Source organism: Streptomyces sp. NBC_00247, assembly GCF_036188265.1.
In the GTDB taxonomy this organism is placed as follows: Bacteria; Actinomycetota; Actinomycetes; order Streptomycetales; family Streptomycetaceae; genus Streptomyces.
This window is the reverse complement of the sequence record NZ_CP108093.1, coordinates 2,361,601-2,380,522: the sequence shown is the minus strand read 5'-3', so window position 1 is coordinate 2,380,522 and position 18,922 is coordinate 2,361,601. Positions and strand designations below refer to the sequence as shown.

At 71.4% G+C, this 18,922-nt stretch carries 16 protein-coding genes; 12 read left to right on the top strand and 4 right to left on the bottom strand.

Features of this window, described 5'->3' with window-relative positions:
• Nucleotides 1–4: 4 nt before the first annotated feature.
• Nucleotides 5–1,387, bottom strand: coding sequence for a polysialyltransferase family glycosyltransferase (locus tag OHT52_RS09880; RefSeq protein WP_328719756.1), 1,383 nt, complete (start codon nucleotides 1,385–1,387; stop codon nucleotides 5–7).
• Nucleotides 1,387–2,391: a glycosyltransferase family 2 protein gene (locus OHT52_RS09875; RefSeq protein ID WP_328719755.1), complete on the bottom strand. Its 1,005-nt coding sequence runs from the start codon at nucleotides 2,389–2,391 to the stop codon at nucleotides 1,387–1,389. The genes OHT52_RS09880 and OHT52_RS09875 overlap by 1 nt, the downstream gene beginning before the upstream one ends.
• 208 nt (nucleotides 2,392–2,599) lie before the next feature.
• On the opposite strand from OHT52_RS09875, the gene OHT52_RS09870 reads away from it, so the two are divergent.
• The 12 genes from OHT52_RS09870 (at nucleotide 2,600) to OHT52_RS09815 (ending at nucleotide 16,929) form a co-directional block, all read left to right on the top strand.
• Nucleotides 2,600–3,982, top strand: coding sequence for a DUF6716 putative glycosyltransferase (locus tag OHT52_RS09870; protein WP_328719754.1), 1,383 nt, complete (start codon nucleotides 2,600–2,602; stop codon nucleotides 3,980–3,982).
• A gap of 20 nt (nucleotides 3,983–4,002) precedes the next feature.
• Nucleotides 4,003–5,289: an acylneuraminate cytidylyltransferase gene (locus tag OHT52_RS09865; protein WP_328719753.1), complete on the top strand. Its 1,287-nt coding sequence runs from the start codon at nucleotides 4,003–4,005 to the stop codon at nucleotides 5,287–5,289.
• Nucleotides 5,290–5,303: 14 nt separating this feature from the next.
• Nucleotides 5,304–6,236, top strand: coding sequence for an N-acetylneuraminate synthase family protein (locus OHT52_RS09860; RefSeq protein WP_328719752.1), 933 nt, complete (start codon nucleotides 5,304–5,306; stop codon nucleotides 6,234–6,236).
• 11 nt (nucleotides 6,237–6,247) lie between these two features.
• The gene (locus OHT52_RS09855; protein WP_328719751.1) at nucleotides 6,248–7,297 is read left to right on the top strand and encodes a hypothetical protein; all 1,050 of its coding nucleotides are present in this window, start codon (nucleotides 6,248–6,250) and stop codon (nucleotides 7,295–7,297) included.
• 272 nt (nucleotides 7,298–7,569) lie between these two features.
• Nucleotides 7,570–8,820: an amidohydrolase gene (locus OHT52_RS09850; protein WP_443046780.1), complete on the top strand. Its 1,251-nt coding sequence runs from the start codon at nucleotides 7,570–7,572 to the stop codon at nucleotides 8,818–8,820.
• Between the two features lie 312 nt (nucleotides 8,821–9,132).
• On the top strand, nucleotides 9,133–10,200 hold the full coding sequence (locus OHT52_RS09845; RefSeq protein WP_328719750.1) for a BMP family lipoprotein: 1,068 nt from the start codon (nucleotides 9,133–9,135) through the stop codon (nucleotides 10,198–10,200).
• Between the two features lie 393 nt (nucleotides 10,201–10,593).
• Nucleotides 10,594–12,171: an ABC transporter ATP-binding protein gene (locus tag OHT52_RS09840; RefSeq protein WP_328723679.1), complete on the top strand. Its 1,578-nt coding sequence runs from the start codon at nucleotides 10,594–10,596 to the stop codon at nucleotides 12,169–12,171.
• Nucleotides 12,168–13,280, top strand: a complete 1,113-nt coding sequence (locus tag OHT52_RS09835; protein ID WP_328719749.1) for an ABC transporter permease — start codon at nucleotides 12,168–12,170, stop codon at nucleotides 13,278–13,280. The genes OHT52_RS09840 and OHT52_RS09835 overlap by 4 nt, the downstream gene beginning before the upstream one ends.
• Nucleotides 13,277–14,545, top strand: a complete 1,269-nt coding sequence (locus tag OHT52_RS09830; protein WP_328719748.1) for an ABC transporter permease — start codon at nucleotides 13,277–13,279, stop codon at nucleotides 14,543–14,545. Before OHT52_RS09835 ends, OHT52_RS09830 begins: the two co-directional genes overlap by 4 nt.
• Nucleotides 14,542–14,940 (top strand): cytidine deaminase, encoded by a 399-nt coding sequence (locus OHT52_RS09825; RefSeq protein WP_328719747.1) that lies wholly within the window; start codon nucleotides 14,542–14,544, stop codon nucleotides 14,938–14,940. Before OHT52_RS09830 ends, OHT52_RS09825 begins: the two co-directional genes overlap by 4 nt.
• 156 nt (nucleotides 14,941–15,096) lie before the next feature.
• Nucleotides 15,097–16,374, top strand: a complete 1,278-nt coding sequence (locus OHT52_RS09820; protein ID WP_328719746.1) for a thymidine phosphorylase — start codon at nucleotides 15,097–15,099, stop codon at nucleotides 16,372–16,374.
• Between the two features lie 231 nt (nucleotides 16,375–16,605).
• Nucleotides 16,606–16,929: an STAS domain-containing protein gene (locus OHT52_RS09815; RefSeq protein ID WP_328719745.1), complete on the top strand. Its 324-nt coding sequence runs from the start codon at nucleotides 16,606–16,608 to the stop codon at nucleotides 16,927–16,929.
• 9 nt (nucleotides 16,930–16,938) lie between these two features.
• On the opposite strand, the gene OHT52_RS09810 is transcribed toward OHT52_RS09815, so the two are convergent.
• Nucleotides 16,939–17,982, bottom strand: a complete 1,044-nt coding sequence (locus tag OHT52_RS09810) for a sigma-70 family RNA polymerase sigma factor (protein WP_328719744.1) — start codon at nucleotides 17,980–17,982, stop codon at nucleotides 16,939–16,941.
• A 90-nt stretch (nucleotides 17,983–18,072) separates the two neighbouring features.
• Nucleotides 18,073–18,834: a L,D-transpeptidase family protein gene (locus OHT52_RS09805; RefSeq protein ID WP_328719743.1), complete on the bottom strand. Its 762-nt coding sequence runs from the start codon at nucleotides 18,832–18,834 to the stop codon at nucleotides 18,073–18,075.
• Nucleotides 18,835–18,922: the final 88 nt, after the last annotated feature.

Genomic DNA, 18,922 nt, shown 5'->3' with positions numbered 1-18,922 from the left:
AGTGTCAGCGGCCGCGCTGGACCCGCCGGCCTGCCGCCCGCTTCCAGGCGACCGCCTGCCGGGCGAACTTGCGGACCGTGGCGTTGCGCGGGATGAAGTCGAGTTGGGGGGGAAGCGCGCCGGGAAGGGCCAGGGCGGTCAGACGGCGGCGGCGGAAGTACCGCGACAGGGTTGCGGGGTCCATGCCGGAGAGGTGGCGCTCGGCCGCCGCCCGGAGCTCCGGGTAGATCTGCGCCTGCATCGCGAAGCCGACCGCCGTCACCAGGCCGGAGAGCTCCTCACGCACCCACTCCTCGTCGGGCATCGTCCAGGTCTCGACCGCCGAGGCGTCCTCCAGCGGAGGCAGCAGGGCGTCGACGACGGTCACCGGGATCCGGTTGCTGTTCTGGTACGGCGTCAGGCCCGCCAGCAGCTCCTCGGTACCGACCCGAGCGACCGGAATCCCGTAGAAGGCGGTCGCGGTCAGCAACGCGGTGGAGAACGCGCCGACGACGAGCGCCGGACGGAGCCGTTCGTAGACGACCTCGGCGATGACAGGGCTGTCGAGCACCGACAGTTCCGCGCCGAGACGCTCCGCCTCCTGCTCCAGGTCCCGCGACCAGCCCACCGGGGCCGAGGGGTGCGGCTTGAACACCACCCTGCGGTGGCCCAGCGCGACGGCGCCGCGCAGCATCCGCAGATGCAGTTCGCGCTCCTCCTGCGACGTCAGGATCTCGATCGCCGAAAGGTACTGGCCGAGGAGCAGGGCGGGTGCGCCGTCCCGCACGTCCAGTTCGCCCGCGGCGTCCGCGAGCGCGCCCAGCGCCTTCAGGAACTCCGGTGTCGGAACGACCACGGGCTCCACGCCGAACTCGGTCAGCAGCAGCGGCCGCAGCCCCGGCACCAGATCCAGGTGGAGCAGCCGCTGGATGCGGGTGCCGATCAACGGGTCGATCTTGCTGCGGGTCGGGCCGTAGCTCATCAGGCCGTCGGCGTAGATGTGCAGGGGGGCGTCGCCGAAGATCCTGGCCACCGCCTGGGACGGGTTGGCCTGGATCGATTCGCAGGCGACCTCCAGCGGGCCGTCGCCCAGCTCCCACTCGATCCGCAGGTATCGCTCCCACAGCAGCGTGTCCTGCTCGCGCGGGGACCATCCGACCGGGTGGAAGGGCCGCAGGAACGCGTTCCAGGACCGCACGTCGTCGTACTCGGGACGCAGCGACTCGAAGCCAGCCATCCGGTCGAGCGATGTGCCGACCTCGGGGGCGGGCGAGGGGTCGCTGACGACCAGGACGCGCCGGTGTTCGTGGCGGGGGCCGAAGAGTCCGGCCCGGATGGCGGCGGTCACCGTGAGGGCGGCGTACTGCGAGGAGGCGAAGAAGAGCTGGGTGGTGCGGATGCCGGACATCAGACGGTGGCTCCCGGGGCGGCGGCAGGGGCGGGGACTTCGGAGGCGACGGCGCGGCGGCGTGCCCGGCGGAGCAGGGCGGCACGGTGGTCGCCCAGTGAGGCCAGCGTCTCGTCGAGGATGTCCTGGGGCAGCCGTCGCAGGGCCGCCGCGGTCATCGAGCGCAGCTGCTTCGCCACCGGGGGCTCGAACCGTTCGATGGAGCCGAGGTGGTGGGCCATGACGGCGCAGTAGGTACGGACCGCCTTGGGCAGCAGCGCGTCGGCGTCCGGGTCCTGCGACGTCTCCTCGACGACCTGGTCGAACGACCGGATGAAGTCCAGTTGGCGTACGTCCCCGATCTGGGTGAGCGAGGACGCCACTCCTCGCCGGTAGAAGACGCCGAGAAGCCCCACCGAGGCGAAGCTCTCGGCCTGGCGGTGGAGCCGCCAGATCCACGGGCGGTCCTCGGCGGTGCGCAGCCCGTCGGTGAAGTGCAGCAGACCCCGGTCCAGGAGCCGCCGGTGGTAGATGCCGGCCCAGGCGTACGGGTAGTCGACGGGCGTGGAGCGATGGGCGGGGAGGATCACGGCCCGGGGGTCCAGCACGTGGTTGCGCATCCCGTGCGGCACCCGGTGCACGGTCCGGACCCGGCCGGTGACCTGTACATGGTCGGAGCGCACGAAGTCGCAGCCCAGCCGCTCGATCGACTCCAGAAGCGAGGCGAAGTACCCGGGAGCCAGCCAGTCGTCGCCGTCCAGGAAGGTCAGATACTCCCCGGTCGCGGCGTCGAGGCCGGTGTTGCGTGCGGTCGCCAGGCCGCCGTTCTTCTTGTGCCGTACGACCGACACTCCCGGAATTTCTTCCCGGGCGCGGGAAAGGATGTCCCCTGTTCCGTCGGTCGAACAATCGTCGACGAGGATGAACTCGAAGTCCTCGCGAGCGTTCGTTCTCAGACTTCGGAGGGTGTCGGGCGCGTATGTCTGCACGTTGTAGAACGGCACGATGACGGAGAGCTTGACCACACGCATCACGCTAGTTGCGGGTCCGTCCTTTTCCTCATCCGTCACGCGTATGCAAGGTGAACACCACATGGCGGGATCATGAAGTGACCTTTTTCGGGGGTGCACTTCACCCCTCGGGGAAGGGAAAACCCAAGCGTCGATCCTCTGTTAACCCTTTGTTGCCGTCATGTTGGGCCGCTCAACGAAATGGCTTCCTACCTTCTAGGACGTGCCCCCTCGTACCAATGATCCGGCCGCACCCGCCGAAGCTCCCGTCAATTCCGCGGCGCTCCGGGTGGCCGTCCTCGCAGATTCCGACACCCGATGGAAATGGGGTGCGCTCACCGCGCGCCGGCTCACCGTCGCGGGCGGGGAATCCCTCCCGGAGCGCCCGGTCGAAATCAGCGGACTCCTGCTGCGCGGACGGGCCACTCCCACCGCACGCCAGCTCGCCGAGGTCGGCGACGTCGGCGTGGAAGCCGGCCGGGTCCGCGAGGTCACCGCCGTCGAGTTCCTGCGCACCGTGCGCGAGGAGAAGTACGACGTCGTCGTGCTCGCCCTCGTCGGCGGCGGCGTCCAGGCGATGCTGCACGGCCTGGCCGCCCTGGACCTGCCCCGCAGGCCCGTCGTCGTCACCGGCTACGTCGGCGTCGTCTACGAGAAGCTCGCCGACGGGCTGTTGCTCCGGCACGGCGCGGACGTCGTCCTCGCCAACTCGGCCCAGGACGCGGAGCGCTTCCGCGCCGTGTACGAAGGGGTCGGCGCCGACGCGGGCGCCGTCACCGAGGCGGCCCTGCCGTTCCTCGGCGGGGAACCGTACCGGGCGCGGGAAGGCCGCGACACCGTGGTGTTCGCCGCGCAGCCCTCCGTACCGGCGTCCCGCGCCGACCGTACGTATCTGCTGCGCCGGCTCGTCGAGCACGCCCGCACCCACCCGGACCGCGAGGTGGTGCTCAAGCTCCGCTCCAAGCCGGGCGAGCAGACCACGCACATCGAGGAGCTGCCCTACCAGCGGCTCGCGGAGCGCCTGCCCGGCGGCCTGCCCGCCAACTTCCGGCTGGTGTACGGACACATGGGCGAGGTGCTCGACCGCACCGACCTGCTCGTCACCGTCTCCTCCACCGCCGCGCTGGAGTCGCTGCACCGGTCCGTCCCGACCGCGATCCTCAGCGACCTCGGCGTCCGCGAGACGCTCGGCAACCACCACTTCGTCGGCTCCGGTCTCCTCACCTCCTGGGACCGGCTGGACGAGGGCCTGCACCCCGTCCCGGACCCCGAGTGGCTCGCGGGCCAGGGCGTCGCCGCCGACGGCACGTACGCCACCGCCTACGACGCGGCGCGCGACCGGGTCGGCGCGCTGCTGGCGGCCGGCGAACTGCCGCCGCTCGCCCCCTACTACACCCCCTCCACCGCGCCGGGATACCTCCCCGGCATCCTCGCCCGCCACCACCTCGGCCCAGACGGCCGGCCGCTGCCCGGCGCGGCGGCCCCCCTCCCCACCGGCCGCATCAGGGGCGCGGTGCGCGAGACCGTCCGCAACGCGGCGCGCGGCGCCTACCGCCAGGGCGTCCAGCGCGTCGCCCCCGTGATCCGGCGGATGGGCGAACTGTGACCACCACGTCAGGAGCATCCATGCCGTCACGCACCGTCCTCGCGGTGATCCCCGCCCGGGGCGGATCCAAGGGCGTCCCCGCCAAGAACCTCGCGCAGGTCGGCGGCGTCCCGCTGGTGGCCCGCGCGGTCCGCGCCTGCCTCGGCTCCACCGAGGTCACGGACGTCGTCGTCACCACCGACGACGCCGCCATCGCCGAAGCCGCCCGGCTCGCCGGCGAGAGCGCGGCGGAGGCCGGCCGGGTGCACGTCGTCCAGCGCCCCGCGGACATCTCCGGGGACACCGCGACGAGCGAGGCGGCCGTGCTGCACGCGCTCGACGCCTACGAGGCGCTGCGCGGCGCCGCCGCCGACGTGGTGCTGCTCGTCCAGTGCACCAGCCCGTTCCTCTCCCGCGAGGACGTCGACGGGGTGGCCCGCGCGGTCGCCCGCGAGGGCGCCGACACGGCCGTCACCGTCGCCCCGTTCCACGGCTTCGTGTGGCGCGACGGGGAAGCGGTCGAGGAGAGCAGCTACGGCGTCAACCACGACAAGTCCGTTCGCCCCCGCCGCCAGGACCGTCCGCAGGACCTGCTGGAGACCGGGGCCGCGTACGCCATGGACGTGGCGGGCTTCCGCACCCACCACCACCGCTTCTTCGGCCACACCGCCCTGGTCCGCACGGACCCGGCGCGGGTGCTGGAGATCGACGACCAGCACGAGCTGGCCCGCGCCCGCGCACTCGCCCCGCTGCTGGACCCCTCCGCGCTGCCGACCCTCGCGGACGTGGACGCCGTCGTCCTCGACTTCGACGGCACCCAGACCGACGACCGGGTCATGGTCGGCCAGGACGGCCACGAGACGGTCTCCGTCCACCGCGGAGACGGCCTCGGCATCGCGGCCATGCGCCGCGCCGGGCTGGACGTCCTCATCCTGTCGACCGAGCAGAACCCGGTGGTCGCCGCCCGCGCCCGCAAGCTCCAGGTCCCCGTGCTGCACGGCATCGACCGCAAGGACCTCGCGCTCAAGCAGTGGTGCGACGAGAACGGCGTCAGCCCCGACCGGGTCCTCTACGCCGGCAACGACGTCAACGACCTGGCCTGCTTCGCCCTGGCGGGCTGGCCCGTCGCGGTCGCGAGCGCCCACGAGTCGGTCCGGACCGCGGCGCGCGCCGTCACCCGGACCCCCGGCGGCCAGGGAGCGATCCGTGAGATCGCGGGCTGGCTGCTGGGCCCCGAACTGACCCTCACCCGGGCCGGATCCCGTCCGGCCGCCACCCCCACAGGCACCACCCCCACCGTCAACACCCCCACGATCACCACCAAGTAAGGAACACCCTCACCATGAGCGACTCCCGTCTGCGCAGCTTCGGTACCCGCACCGCCGGCCCCGGCCGGCCCGTGTACATCACCGGAGAGATCGGCATCAACCACAACGGCGAGCTGGACAACGCCCTGGCCCTGATCGACGTCGCCGCCGACGCCGGCTGCGACGCCGTCAAGTTCCAGAAGCGCACCCCGGAGATCTGCACCCCGCGCGACCAGTGGGACATCGAGCGCGACACTCCCTGGGGCCGGATGACGTACATCGACTACCGCCACCGCGTCGAGTTCGGTGAGGACGAGTACCGCACCATCGCCGAGCACTGCGCCAAGCGCGGCATCGACTGGTTCGCCTCCCCGTGGGACACCGAGGCCGTCGCCTTCCTGGAGAAGTTCGACGTCCCGGCCCACAAGGTCGCCTCCGCCTCCCTCACCGACGACGAGCTGCTCCGCGCCCTGCGCGCCACCGGCCGCACCGTCATCCTCTCCACCGGCATGTCGACCCCGAAGCAGATCCGCCACGCGGTCGAGGTCCTCGGCAGCGACAACATCCTCATGTGCCACGCCACCTCGACGTACCCGTCGGTGGCCGAGGAGCTCAACCTGCGCGTCATCAACACCCTCCAGGCCGAGTACCCGAACGTCCCGATCGGCTACAGCGGCCACGAGACCGGCCTCCAGACCACGCTGGCCGCCGTCGCGCTCGGCGCCACGTTCGTCGAGCGCCACATCACCCTGGACCGCGCCATGTGGGGCTCCGACCAGGCCGCTTCCGTCGAGCCGCAGGGCCTCGCCCGCCTGGTCCGCGACATCCGCACCATCGAGGCCTCCCTCGGCGACGGCGTGAAGAAGGTCTACGCGTCGGAGCTCGGCCCGATGAAGAAGCTCCGCCGCGTCGCGGGCGTCGTCGCCGAGACCGAGAGCGCGACGGCCGCCGAGCCGGCCGCGGTCTGAGACGACCTCCGGTGAATCTCGCCTTCGTCGAGAGCCCGGTCCAGCTCCTGAACGTCCTGGAGTGGACCCACGCCAAGGGGGAGGAGGCGCCGGCCGTCACCACGGTCGTCGTCCTCCCCCCGGTCGACCCGATGTCTCGCGGCCAGCTGCGCAGGATGGCCGACCTGGCCCGCGACGAGGGCATCACCGTGCGCTGGCAGGAGGCGCGCGGCGAACAGGGCACCCCCCTCAAGACGCTGCGCGCCCTGGTGGCGCTGGTGCGCAAGGCCGACCAGGTCGTGATCGGTGACCCGTTCTCCCGCTACGTACAGCTCCTGCTGAGCATCGTGCGGACGGCTCACCTCACGGTGGTCGACGACGGCACCGCCACGATGGAGTTCGTGGCCCAGCTCGCCCGCGGCGAGCGGCTGGTGCGCTGGCACCGCAAGGGGAACAGGGGACCGCGCGAGCTGCTGCTCGCGCCGGTCACCGCCTCCGCGCGACGCCGGTTCACCCCGTCGTCCGGGCACCGCGTCGAGGTGTTCACCGCGATGCCGGTCCAGGCCCCCGAGGGGGTCGAGGTCACCGCCAACACCTTCTCCTGGACCCGCGCCCGCTTCGGGCCGCCCCGTCTCACCAAGGGCGCCGACATCGTCGGAACCTCCCTGGTGGAGACCGGCGTGGTCGACGCGGCGCCCTACCAGGAGGCGGTGGCGGCCCTCGCCCGTACGCACGGCGCCACCCGCTACTTCGCGCACCGCCGCGAGTCGGCCGACAAGCTCCGCGCCCTGGAAGCCGTCACCGGCCTGGAGATCGTCCGCCCCGACCTGCCGCTGGAGCTCATCGCCCGGCGCGGCCCCATCGGCCGTACCGTGCTGAGCTTCCCCTCCACCGTGGTGCACACGCTGCCCCTCGCGCTGGCGGGGACCGGGGTCCGGGTCGCGGTCTGCGACATCGACCCCGAGTGGCTGCGGGCCACGGCGTCCTCCCGTGCGCAGGGGTTCCTCGCGGGGGTCACCGAGACCGCCCGGGACGTGCACCGGCTGGCCTTCGCCCCGCTGGCCCCTCCGGCGGGACCCTGACCGGGTCCCGCCGACGGCCCACTCCCCACGGCGTACGCGGCACGAGCCGCGTACGCCGTTTCGCGTACGGCCCCGCGCGCGTTCCCGCGTACGGCGTACGGGCCCGAACGCCCCACCCGTACGGCGCAGTCGGGAGAAACGGCGCAGTTTACCCACCGGGCGTATGCCCCACACGTTTCCGCGCCGTTTCATATTCATCCGAGGTGCTGAAGTTTTGTTGATCCATGTCCGATCGGGCGTTCCGTAGGCATACCCTTCGATGGGTGAACCAGTTGAAGTCCCGCGCGTCCCTCGTCCACGCCGACGGTGAACCGGCCGGTGGCTCACCGGCCCGGGCCGTCTCCCTGCCCGGCACCCTCTCCGAAGAGCTCCGGGCCGAGCTGATCGCCTTCCGCCGCGATCTCCACATGCACCCCGAGCTCGGCAACCAGGAGTTCCGCACCACCGCCGCCATCAAGGCCCGGCTGGAGCAGGCCGGGCTCGCCCCCCGGGTGCTCTCCACCGGTACGGGCCTGATGTGCGACGTGGGGCGGTGGGACGGCGAGACGCCGATGCTGGCGCTGCGCGCGGACATCGACGCGCTGCCCATCCCGGACGCCAAGACGGGCGTCCCCTACCGCTCCACCGTCCCCGACCGCGCGCACGCCTGCGGCCACGACGTGCACACCACCACGGTCCTCGGCGCCGGTCTGGTCCTCGCCGAACTCGACCGCCGGGGCGCCCTTCCGCACGCGGTCCGGCTGATCTTCCAGCCCGCCGAGGAAGTGCTGCCCGGCGGCGCCCCCGACGCCATCGAGTCCGGCGTCCTGGAGGGCGTCGGCCGGATCATCGGTGTGCACTGCGACCCCAAGGTGGACGTGGGCAAGATCGGGCTGCGGATCGGGGCCATCACCTCCGCCTGCGACCGGCTGGAAGTCGCCCTTGACGGCGCGGGCGGCCACACCGCGCGCCCGCACCTCACCACGGACCTGGTCACCGCCGCCGCCCGCGTCGCCGTGGACGTGCCCGCGCTGCTCGCCCGCCGGGTCGACGCGCGCTCCGGCCTCGCCGTCACCTGGGGCCGGCTGCACACCGGGCACGCCTGCAACGTGATCCCGCAGCACGCGGAGCTCTCCGGTACGGTCCGCTGCCTCGACCTGAAGGCGTGGCGGGAGGCCCCCGACCTGGTGCACGCGGCCGTCGACGAGATCGCGACCACGCACGGCGCCAAGACGGTCATCAACTACGTCCGGGGGGTGCCGCCCGTCGTCAACGACGCGGCCTCCATCGGGCTGCTCGACGCCGCCATGACCGAGCGCCGCGGCCCGTACGCGATCGAGGACACCGAGCAGAGCCTCGGCGGCGAGGACTTCTCCTGGTACCTGGAGCACGTGCCTGGCGCCATGGCCCGCCTCGGCGTCCGGGCGCACGGCGACACCCGCGGGCTCGACCTGCACCGGGGCGACTTCGACGTGGACGAGGAGGCCATCACCGTCGGGGTCGAACTGTTCACCGCCGCCGCTCTGCTCAACGGCGCGAGGTAGGGATGCCGGGGTGCCGTCCGGGGGACGTGAGTTCCGTGTCACGTCCCCTTTTCGGGAGTGTCACCCCCTGATGTCAGGTGATGTCCTCCATGGAGGACATAGGAGCCACGGCGTGGGCAACGCGGGAGCCCTGCGGGAGCCTTTCATCCGAAATGTGGCGGAGTGTCAGGCGTCCTGATGTGACCAGAACTCTTCACGACGATCCGATAACGACCGGTGAACGTGTCTTTAACTGACATCTACGCGCGTTACGATCGCGGCGAACCCAGCGCCGGAGTGGCGCTTTCGGTCAGGTTTTTAAGGAGCCTCCCAGTGCGCCGGATCACCAGGATCGCCACCGTGGGCATTGCGTCCGCGGCTTTCGCGCTGTCCGTCACGGCTTGTGGCGGTAAGACGTCCTCCGAGGGCAGCAGCAGCGACAGCAGCAGCAGCTCGTCCGCCGGCGGCAAGACCGCCCTCGCCTACGACATCGGTGGCCGCGGCGACCAGTCGTTCAACGACGCCGCCTACGCGGGCCTGGAGAAGGCCACGAAGGAGCTCGGTTACAAGGGTGTCGAGGCCGAGCCCTCCGAGGGCGAGAGCGACGCGGACAAGATCCAGCGCCTGACGGAGCTCGCGCGCGGCGGCAACAACCCGGTCATCGGTGTCGGCTTCGTCTACGCCAGCGCCATCGCCGAGGTCGCCGCGAAGTTCCCGAACACCACGTTCGGGATCATCGACGACAGCTCGAAGCCCACCAAGAACACCGCGAACCTGGTCTTCAGCGAGGAGCAGGGTTCCTACCTCGCCGGCGTCGCCGCCGCCAAGGTCACCAAGACGGACACGGTCGGCTTCATCGGTGGTGTCGAGACTCCGCTGATCAAGAAGTTCGAGGCCGGCTTCGTCCAGGGCGTCAAGGACACCAAGGCGGGCGTCAACGTCAAGGTCCAGTACCTGACCCAGCCGCCGGACTTCACGGGCTTCTCCAAGCCCGACCTCGGCAAGGCCGCCGCGCAGGGTCAGCTCGACGCCGGCGCCGACGTGATCTACTCCGCCGCCGGTCTCGCCGGCTCCGGCGCGATCGAGGTCACCTCGAAGGCCAAGAAGTGGTCCATCGGCGTCGACTCCGACCAGTACAACCAGGCCGGCCTCGCCGACTACAAGGACTACATCCTGACGTCGGTCACCAAGGACGTCGCCGACTCGGTCTTCAACCTGATCAAGTCGGTCAAGGACGGCAAGCCGGAGACCGGTGAGATCCGCGCCGGTCTGGACACCGACGGCGTGGGCCTCGCGGCCTCCAACCCGGCCTTCACCGCGATGACGGACGTCACCGCCGCGATCGACAAGGCCAAGGCCGCCATCATCGCCGGCACGATCACGGTCAAGACCACCCCGTAACGGTCCCACCCCGTGAGGGCGGCGCCCCGCCGCCCGTCACGGGTGCGGTCGCGGGTACCCGGACGCGGAACCCTATGATTCCGGGACCGGGGAGAACGGCACACGCCGAACTCCCCGGTCCCGGACGGTGTTCCGCCGTCCGGATCTTTCTCTTCGGCAACGCTGCGCGTGTAGGGCCCGTATCGAGTTCCGGGCCGGGCTCGCGACGCCTTGCGACTCCGTCTCCGGCTTGTCGTCGGAGCCGAAGCCGCACGACGCCGCTCACTGATCCGGCCCAGAACTCGACTCGACCCAGAGCACCCTCGGGCGCGGTAGCTTCGCCCCGGCCCCTGCTCGTACGGCCCCATCTCCGGCAGCCGTGCTCCGCTCCTTCCCCGCCAAGGAGAGTGCGTCATCAACGCGTCCAGCCCTCCTGCCGTTGAAATCCGCGGCATCACCAAGCGTTTCCCCGGCGTCGTCGCCAACCACGACATCGACATCACCGTCGCCAAGGGCACCGTGCACGCGCTCATCGGCGAGAACGGCGCCGGCAAGTCGACCCTGATGAAGATCCTCTACGGCATGCAGAAGCCGGACGAGGGCACCATCGCGATCGACGGAGAGACCGTCACCTTCGCCAGCCCCGCCGACGCCATCGCGCGCGGGGTCGGCATGGTCCACCAGCACTTCATGCTCGCCGACAACCTCTCCGTCCTGGAGAACGTCGTCCTCGGCGCCGAGAAGCTGCACGGCATCGGCGGCGCGGCCCGGAGGAAGATCCTGGAGATCTCCGACGCCTACGGTCTCAGCGTCCGCCCCGACGTCCTCGTCGAGGAACTCGGCGTCGCCGACCGCCAGCGTGTGGAGATCCTCAAGGTCCTCTACCGCGGCGCCCGCACCCTCATCCTCGACGAGCCCACCGCGGTCCTCGTCCCGCAGGAGGTCGACGCGCTCTTCGCCAACCTCCGCGAGCTCAAGGCCGAGGGCCTGACCGTCATCTTCATCTCGCACAAGCTCGGTGAAGTGCTCTCCGTGGCCGACGAGATCACCGTCATCCGCCGGGGCACCACCGTCGGCACCGCCGACCCGCGCACCGCGACGACCAAGCAGCTCGCCGAGCTGATGGTCGGCAGCGAGCTGCCCTCCCCGGAGACCCGCGAGTCGACCGTCACCGACGTCGCCATGCTCACCGTGGACGGGCTGCGGCTCACCGCGACCGACTCCGACGGCGTGATCCGCGAGGTGCTCGACGGCATCGGCTTCACCATCCACAAGGGTGAGGTCCTGGGCATCGCCGGTGTCGAGGGCAACGGCCAGAGCGAACTGATCGAGGCCATCACCGGCCTGCGCGACCCGGACGGCGGCACCATCACGCTGGACGGAGCCGACATCTCGCACGCCTCCACCCGCAAGCGCCGCGAGGGCGGCCTCGGTGTCATCCCCGAGGACCGGCACCGCCACGGGCTGCTGCTGGACTCCCCGCTCTGGGAGAACCGCATCCTCGGCCACGTCACCGAGAAGCCCAACAGCCGGGGTGTGTTCCTCGACCCGAAGGCGGCCCGCGCCGACACCGAGCGGATCGTGCGCGAGTACGACGTCCGCACCCCCGGCATCGACGTCACCGCGGCCTCCCTCTCCGGCGGCAACCAGCAGAAGCTGATCGTCGGCCGCGAGATGAGCCACCGGCCGAAGCTGCTCATCGCCGCCCACCCCACCCGGGGCGTGGACGTCGGCGCGCAGGCGCAGATCTGGGACCAGATCCGCGAAGCCCGCCGCGAGGGCCTCGCCGTGCTGCTCATCTCGGCCGACCTGGACGAGCTGATCGGCCTGTCCGACACGCTGCGCGTCATGTACCGGGGCCGGCTGGTCGCGGACGCCGACCCGGCGAGCATCACGCCGGAGGAGCTGGGCACCGCCATGACCGGCGCGGCCTCCGGCCACATCGCGCACGACGACACCATCGCGCCCGACGAGAACGGTGAGAGCCGATGAAGAAGTTCGACAGGGACCGGCTGCTCCTGGGCGTCGCCGGCCCGGCGCTCGCCCTGGTGGTGGCGTTCCTGCTCACCGCGGTGGTGCTGCTGCTCTCCGGCAACAGCCCCTTCGAGCCGTTCCGGCTGATGTTCGACAACGCCCAGTACGTCGACGTACAGGTGCTGATCGTCAACCAGACGGGCACGTACTACCTCGCCGCGCTCGCCGTCGCGGTCGGGTTCCGGATGAACCTGTTCAACATCGGCGTCGACGGCCAGTACCGGCTCGCGGCGATGATCGCGGCCGTGGTCGGCGCCTCCGTGACGCTGCCGGGTCCGCTGCACATCCTGCTGATCCTGGTCACCGCGATGGCGGTCGGCGCGTTCTGGTCCGGCATCGCCGGTCTCCTCAAGACCCTCCGGGGCGTCAGCGAGGTCGTCTCGACGATCATGCTCAACGCCATCGCGACGAGCCTGATCGCCTGGCTGATCCTGACGGACAACTTCGGTGTCCAGCCGGCCGGTTCCAACGACCTCAACACCGGCGAGATCGCCTCCTCCGGCTGGTTCCCCGGCCTGGACGCCGGTGACGGCGGCACGATCTACGGCTTCACCTTCGTCGCCTTCGCCCTCGGCGTCGTCTACTGGTTCACCCTGGGCCGCACCCGTTTCGGCTTCGACCTGCGCGCCACCGGCGCCAGCGAGAGCGCCGCCCGGGCCAGTGGCGTCGACGCCAAGCGCATGGTGCTGACGGCGATGCTGATCTCCGGCGCGGTCGCCGGTCTGGTCGGCATGCCGATCCTGCTCGGCCAGAGCCACACGTACAACCTCAGCTTCCCCGCCGGGGTCGGCTTCATGGGCATCACCGTCGCCCTGCTCGGCCGCAACAACCCGGTCGGCATGTTCTTCGCGGCCCTGCTGATGTCCTTCCTGGAGAAGACCTCCGCCTCCCTGGACCAGTACGGGTACCCGCAGGAGATCGCCATGATCATGCAGGGGCTGATCGTGATCTCCGTCGTCGTCTCCTACGAACTTGTCCGCCAGTACGGGCTCCGCCGACAGCAGCAGAAGGTCGGCGAGGAACTCGCCGCCCAGGCCCGCGAGAACCGTGAGGGAGCAGCGGCATGAGCACCGTCCCGACGACGTCCACCGCCACCACCGCGCCCAGGAAGGGCGGCGGCCGGAGCAGGCTGAGCCTGCCGGTCGTCCTTCTGATCGCCGCGGCAGGTCTCGCGCTGTTCTCGCTGACCCGCGTGATCAGCGGGGCGAACGACCTGACCTCCGTCGGCCAGGTCTCCGGCGCGCTCCAGCTCGCCGTCCCGATCGGCCTCGCCGGACTCGGCGGCCTGTGGGCCGAACGCGCCGGCGTGGTCAACATCGGCCTCGAAGGCATGATGATCCTCGGCACCTGGTTCGGTGCCTGGGCCGGCTACCAGTGGGGCCCGTGGACCGGTGTCCTGATGGGCATCGTGGGCGGCGCCCTCGGTGGCCTGCTGCACGCCGTGATGACCGTGACGTTCAAGGTCAACCACATCGTCTCCGGTGTGGCGATCAACATCCTCGCGGTGGGCGTCACCCGCTACCTGTCGAACTACACCTTCGCCGAGGCGGAGGGCGGCTCCTCCAAGCAGTCGCCCCGCATCGGCGAGATCACCGACATCACGGTCCCCGGGCTCTCCGACTGGATGGCCGACCTCCAGGCCCACCACTGGTTCTTCGTCTCGGACCTCGCCGGGATCATCGGCGGTGTGGTCACCCACCTCTCGCTGCTGACCGTGGTGGCGATCCTGCTGATCCCGGGCACCTGGTGGGTGCTCTGGCGCACCGCGTTCGGCCTGCGGCTGCGTTCCTGCGGTGAGAACCCGGTGGCCGCCGAGTCGCTCGGCGTCAACGTGTACACGTACAAGTACGTCGCGGTCGCCGTCTCCGGCGGACTCGCCGGACTGGCGGGCGCGTTCCTCGCGATCGTCTCCACCGGCATCTACCAGGAGGGCCAGACCGGCGGGCGCGGTTACATCGGTCTCGCCGCGATGATCTTCGGTAACTGGATGCCGGGCGGCATGGCGCTCGGCGCCGGTCTCTTCGGCTTCACCGACAGCCTGAAGCTGCGCGGCGGCGCCGAGAACGTCCACGCGGTGCTGCTCTTCCTGGCGATCCTGCTGGTCGCCGCGGTGATCTGGCAGCTGGTGCGGCGCAAGTACATCGGCGCGGCGGTCTCCGCGGTCTTCGCCGCCGGTCTCTTCGTCTGGTACGCGCTCACGGACGAGGTGCCCAGCCAGTTCGTGGACGCCGCCCCGTACGTGGCGACGCTGCTGGTCCTCGCGCTCTCCGCGCAGCGGTTGCGGATGCCCAAGGCGGACGGTGTGCCGTACTTCAAGGGCCAGGGCAAGTGACGGCCCCGGCGGCGGCCGACTGGGAAGGGCTGCGGAAGGCGGCCCGGGACGCGATGTCCCGGGCGTACGCCCCGTACTCCGGCTACCCGGTCGGCGCCGCGGCCCTGGTCGACGACGGCCGCACCGTCGCCGGCTGCAACGTGGAGAACGCCTCGTACGGCATCGGCCTCTGCGCCGAGTGCGGGCTGGTCTCCGAGCTCGTGGCCACCGGCGGCGGCCGGCTCACCCACTTCACCTGCGTGGACGGGGCGGGCGAGATCCTGGTGCCGTGCGGACGCTGCCGCCAGCTGCTGTACGAGTTCGGGGGGCCGGACCTCGTCCTGGAGACCCCGGACGGGCTGCGCACCCTCGACGAGATGCTGCCCCAGGCCTTCGGCCCGCAGAACCTGGCCTGAGATCCCCCGGGCACCTCGACTCCGGTGGCCCTCCCGCGCGTCGGGAGGGCCACCTCCTCGTTCCACCTCTATGCGCGTAGAGTCGGGCCGGTCCGCCCCTCTCGCCCGGCGCGACCCGCGCCCTCATGACCGATCTCCCCTGCCGGAAGGAATCCCATGGACGCCATCTCCGTCATCCGCACCAAGCGGGACCGCGGCGAACTGACCCCCGAACAGATCGACTGGGTCATCGACGCGTACACGCGCGGTGAGGTCGCGGACGAGCAGATGTCCGCCCTGGCCATGGCGATCCTGCTGAACGGCATGAACCGTACGGAGATCGCCCGCTGGACGGCCGCGATGATCGCCTCCGGCGAGCGGATGGACTTCGCGGCGCTCTCCCGCCCCACCACCGACAAGCACTCCACCGGCGGCGTCGGCGACAAGATCACCCTGCCGCTCGCCCCGCTGGTCGCCGCCTGCGGCGCGGCCGTCCCCCAGCTCAGTGGCCGGGGCCTCGGCCACACCGGCGGCACCCTCGACAAGCTGGAGTCCATCCCCGGCTGGCGCGCCCACCTCTCCAACGAGGAGATGCTCGGCGTCCTCGGCACCACCGGCGCCGTCATCTGCGCGGCGGGCGACGGCCTCGCCCCCGCCGACAAGAAGCTCTACGCGCTCCGCGACGTCACCGGCACGGTCGAGGCGATCCCGCTGATCGCCAGCTCGATCATGTCGAAGAAGATCGCCGAGGGCACCGGGGCGCTCGTCCTCGACGTGAAGGTGGGCAGCGGCGCCTTCATGAAGACCATCGAGGACGCCCGCGAACTGGCCTCCACCATGGTCGCCCTCGGCACCGACAGCGGGGTGCGCACGGTCGCCCTGCTCACCGACATGTCCACCCCCCTCGGCCTCACGGCGGGCAACGCCCTGGAGGTCCGCGAGTCCGTCGAGGTACTGGCCGGTGGGGGCCCCAAGGACGTCGTCGCCCTCACCCTGGCGCTCGCCCGCGAGATGCTGGACGCGGCCGGCCTCAAGGACGCCGACCCCGAGAAGGCGCTCGCCGACGGCTCCGCGATGGACGTCTGGCGCCGCATGATCTCCGCCCAGGGCGGCGACCCGGACGCGGCCCTCCCGGTCGCCCGCGAGCGCCACGTCGTCACCGCCCCGGCCTCCGGCGTGCTGACCCGGCTCGACGCGTACGACGTCGGCGTCGCCGCCTGGCGCCTCGGCGCGGGCCGCGCCCGCAAGGAGGACGCGGTACAGGCGGGAGCCGGCGTCGAACTGCACGCCAAGCCCGGCGACACCGTCACCGAGGGCCAGCCGCTGCTGACCCTGCACACGGACACCCCGGAGAAGTTCTCCTACGCCCTCGACGCCCTGCCCGGCGCGTACGACATCGCCCCGGCGGGTACGGACTTCACCGCCCCCCCGGTGGTGCGCGAGCGCATCGCGTAACCCGGGCCGACTGCCCGACTGCCCGACTGCCCGACTGCCCGACTGCCCGACTGCCCGACTGCCCGACTGCCCGCCCGTCCGTGCGTCCGTGCGGACGGCGACGGCGGCGAGGACGGCTACGGCCGGCCGGTACGGAGTGCTCCGTACCGGCCGGCCGTCGTCTTTCCGCAGGTCGGCGAGACCGCAGCCGTGCACCGATGAGTTACGGCGGCGGGCACGGTCTGCACTGGTGTGGAAGCCACAACGCCGCCCCTCCCGCCCCCGGTCACCCTCGTGGTCACCGGCCGGATCACCCGCGCCCGGGTGCCGGAGCTCTGCGCCGAGCTGGAACGGCTCCTGGCCGCCCCCGGTCGCGCCGCCGCCCCGGCCGTGTGCGACCTGGCGGGAGTGGTCCGCCCCGACCTCACCGTCGTGGAGGCGGTGGCCCGGCTGTCGCTGGTCGCCCGCCGGGCGGGCGGCGGTACGCTGCGCCTGCGCGACGTACCGCCCGAACTGCGTACCCTGCTCGACCTGGTGGGACTGACGGACCTGGCCGGTTTCTCCGACCAACCCTGAGCGCGGCTCCTACTTCCCGTCGGCGTCCAGGCTGTCCGGCAGCCCGAACAGCGGGAACCAGCGCCGGGTGTCCAGGAAGCAGTGCATCGCGGTGATCGCGCCGTCCTGGATGTCGATGATCTGCAGCGCCCACGGCACCAACCCCGGCCCGTCCGGGTTCGGCTTGTAGTGGGCGAAGGCCGGGGTGCCGTTGGCGGCGGTGGCCACCAGCCGGGAGCCCGCGCAGCTCGCGCCGAAGGAGAGCATGAAGCCGGTGATGTCGTCGTGCCCCCGGAGCCAGAGGTCGAACGGCGGCATGGTCATCACGGCGTCCTCGTGGAGGAGCGCGGTGAGCGCCTTCATGTCGTACCCCTCGAAGGCGGCGACGTACCGCTCCAGGAGTCTGCGCTGCTCCTCGTCGAGCGGGTCGGCGGTGTCGGGGCCGCGCTCCCCGGCCTCGGCCAGGGTGGCACGGGCCCGCTGGAGGGCGCTGTTCACCGAGGCGACGGAGGCGTCGAGCAGCTCGGCGACCTCGGACGCCTTCCACGCGAGGACCTCGCGCAGGATGAGCACCACCCGCTGCTTGGGCGGCAGGTGCTGGAGCGCCGCGACGAAGGCGAGACGCACCGACTCGCGGGCGACGGCCGCCTCCGCCGGGTCGGCGGGGGAGGGGAGGACGCGGCCGTCCGGCATCGGCTCCAGCCAGGTGTCGTCCGGCAGCGGGTTGAGCGCGGTCCGGGCGAGCGGGGTCGGTCCGGACAGGTCGACGGGGCGGGCACGCTTGTTGCCCGCCGTCAGCATGTCCAGGCAGACGTTGGTCGCGATCCGGTACAGCCACGAGCGCAGCGACGAACGCCCCTCGAACTTCTCGAAGTTGCGCCAGGCGCGCACCATGGTGTCCTGGACCGCGTCCTCGGCCTCGAACGCCGAGCCGAGCATCCGGTAGCAGTACCCGGTGAGCTCGACCCGGTGTCCCTCCAGTCGGCTTTCGACGCTTGCGCCGTCGCTCGTGGCCCCCGCTTTTTCGGCCTTCGCGTCCCCGGTCGCGCCCGCCGTCGTCGTGAGATCACCCATCGCTCTGCCCCTGTCGCGCTGTGACACCGTCCCCGCACGTCAGGAAGTTACCGCAGCGCACGGACAAGCGGGCGGGAAGCGCACAACCGCTCAGGTCCCGGGCTTGCGCCCGTACACGTGGACGTCGTCGCCGTTGCGCAGCAGGTTCCAGTACGCCTTCGCGTCGGCGGGGCGCATGTTGACGCAACCGCCCGAGCCGGGCGGGTTCCACATGGACTTGGTGACCGAGTGGAACGCCTGCCCGCCGTCGAAGAACTGCGAGTACGGCATCCACACGTGGTAGATCGTCGACCAGTGGTTCGCGTGCCGCCAGTAGATCTTCTTGGCGCCGGTACGGGTCTCCGCACCGTCGCGGCCGGTCCGTACGGGCACCGGTCCGTACACGAGCTTCGCGCCGTCCTGGATCCAGCTCAGCTGCCGGGTGAGGTCGACGCAGGCGATCCGCCCCTTGTTCACGGGGCACTTCTTCGCCTTGTCCGGGTTCTTCCCCGCCGCCTTCTGGGCCAGCATGGTGTTCATGGTGCGCCAGGTGATCGGCCCCGCGTAGCCGATGGTGGGCGTGATCCCGTGCGTCTTCTGGAACTTCTGGATCGCCTTGCAGTCGGTCGTGGACTGCTTGCCGTCGACCGGCCGCCCGAGGAACTTCTCGACCTGCTTCTGGTAGGGCCCCTTCGACGTGGTGCACGAGGCGGCCTCGGCGGCCGTACCCGTCGTGAGCACCAGCGCGGGGGCGGCCACCAGCCCGGCGACCGAGAGCACCCCCACGCGCCGCCGCCGGGTTCTCCGTACGGCCGCCGGTGGCGCCGTGACTCTCGTGACCGGTGTGGTTCCTGAGTTCGCTGTGCTGTCCATGCGCGCCAACTCCCCTTTGCTCGCGCCAGATTGGTCACTCATCTGACAAGCGAAGGGGAGTCGGGGTTGTCCGGGGACGCCCACCGAT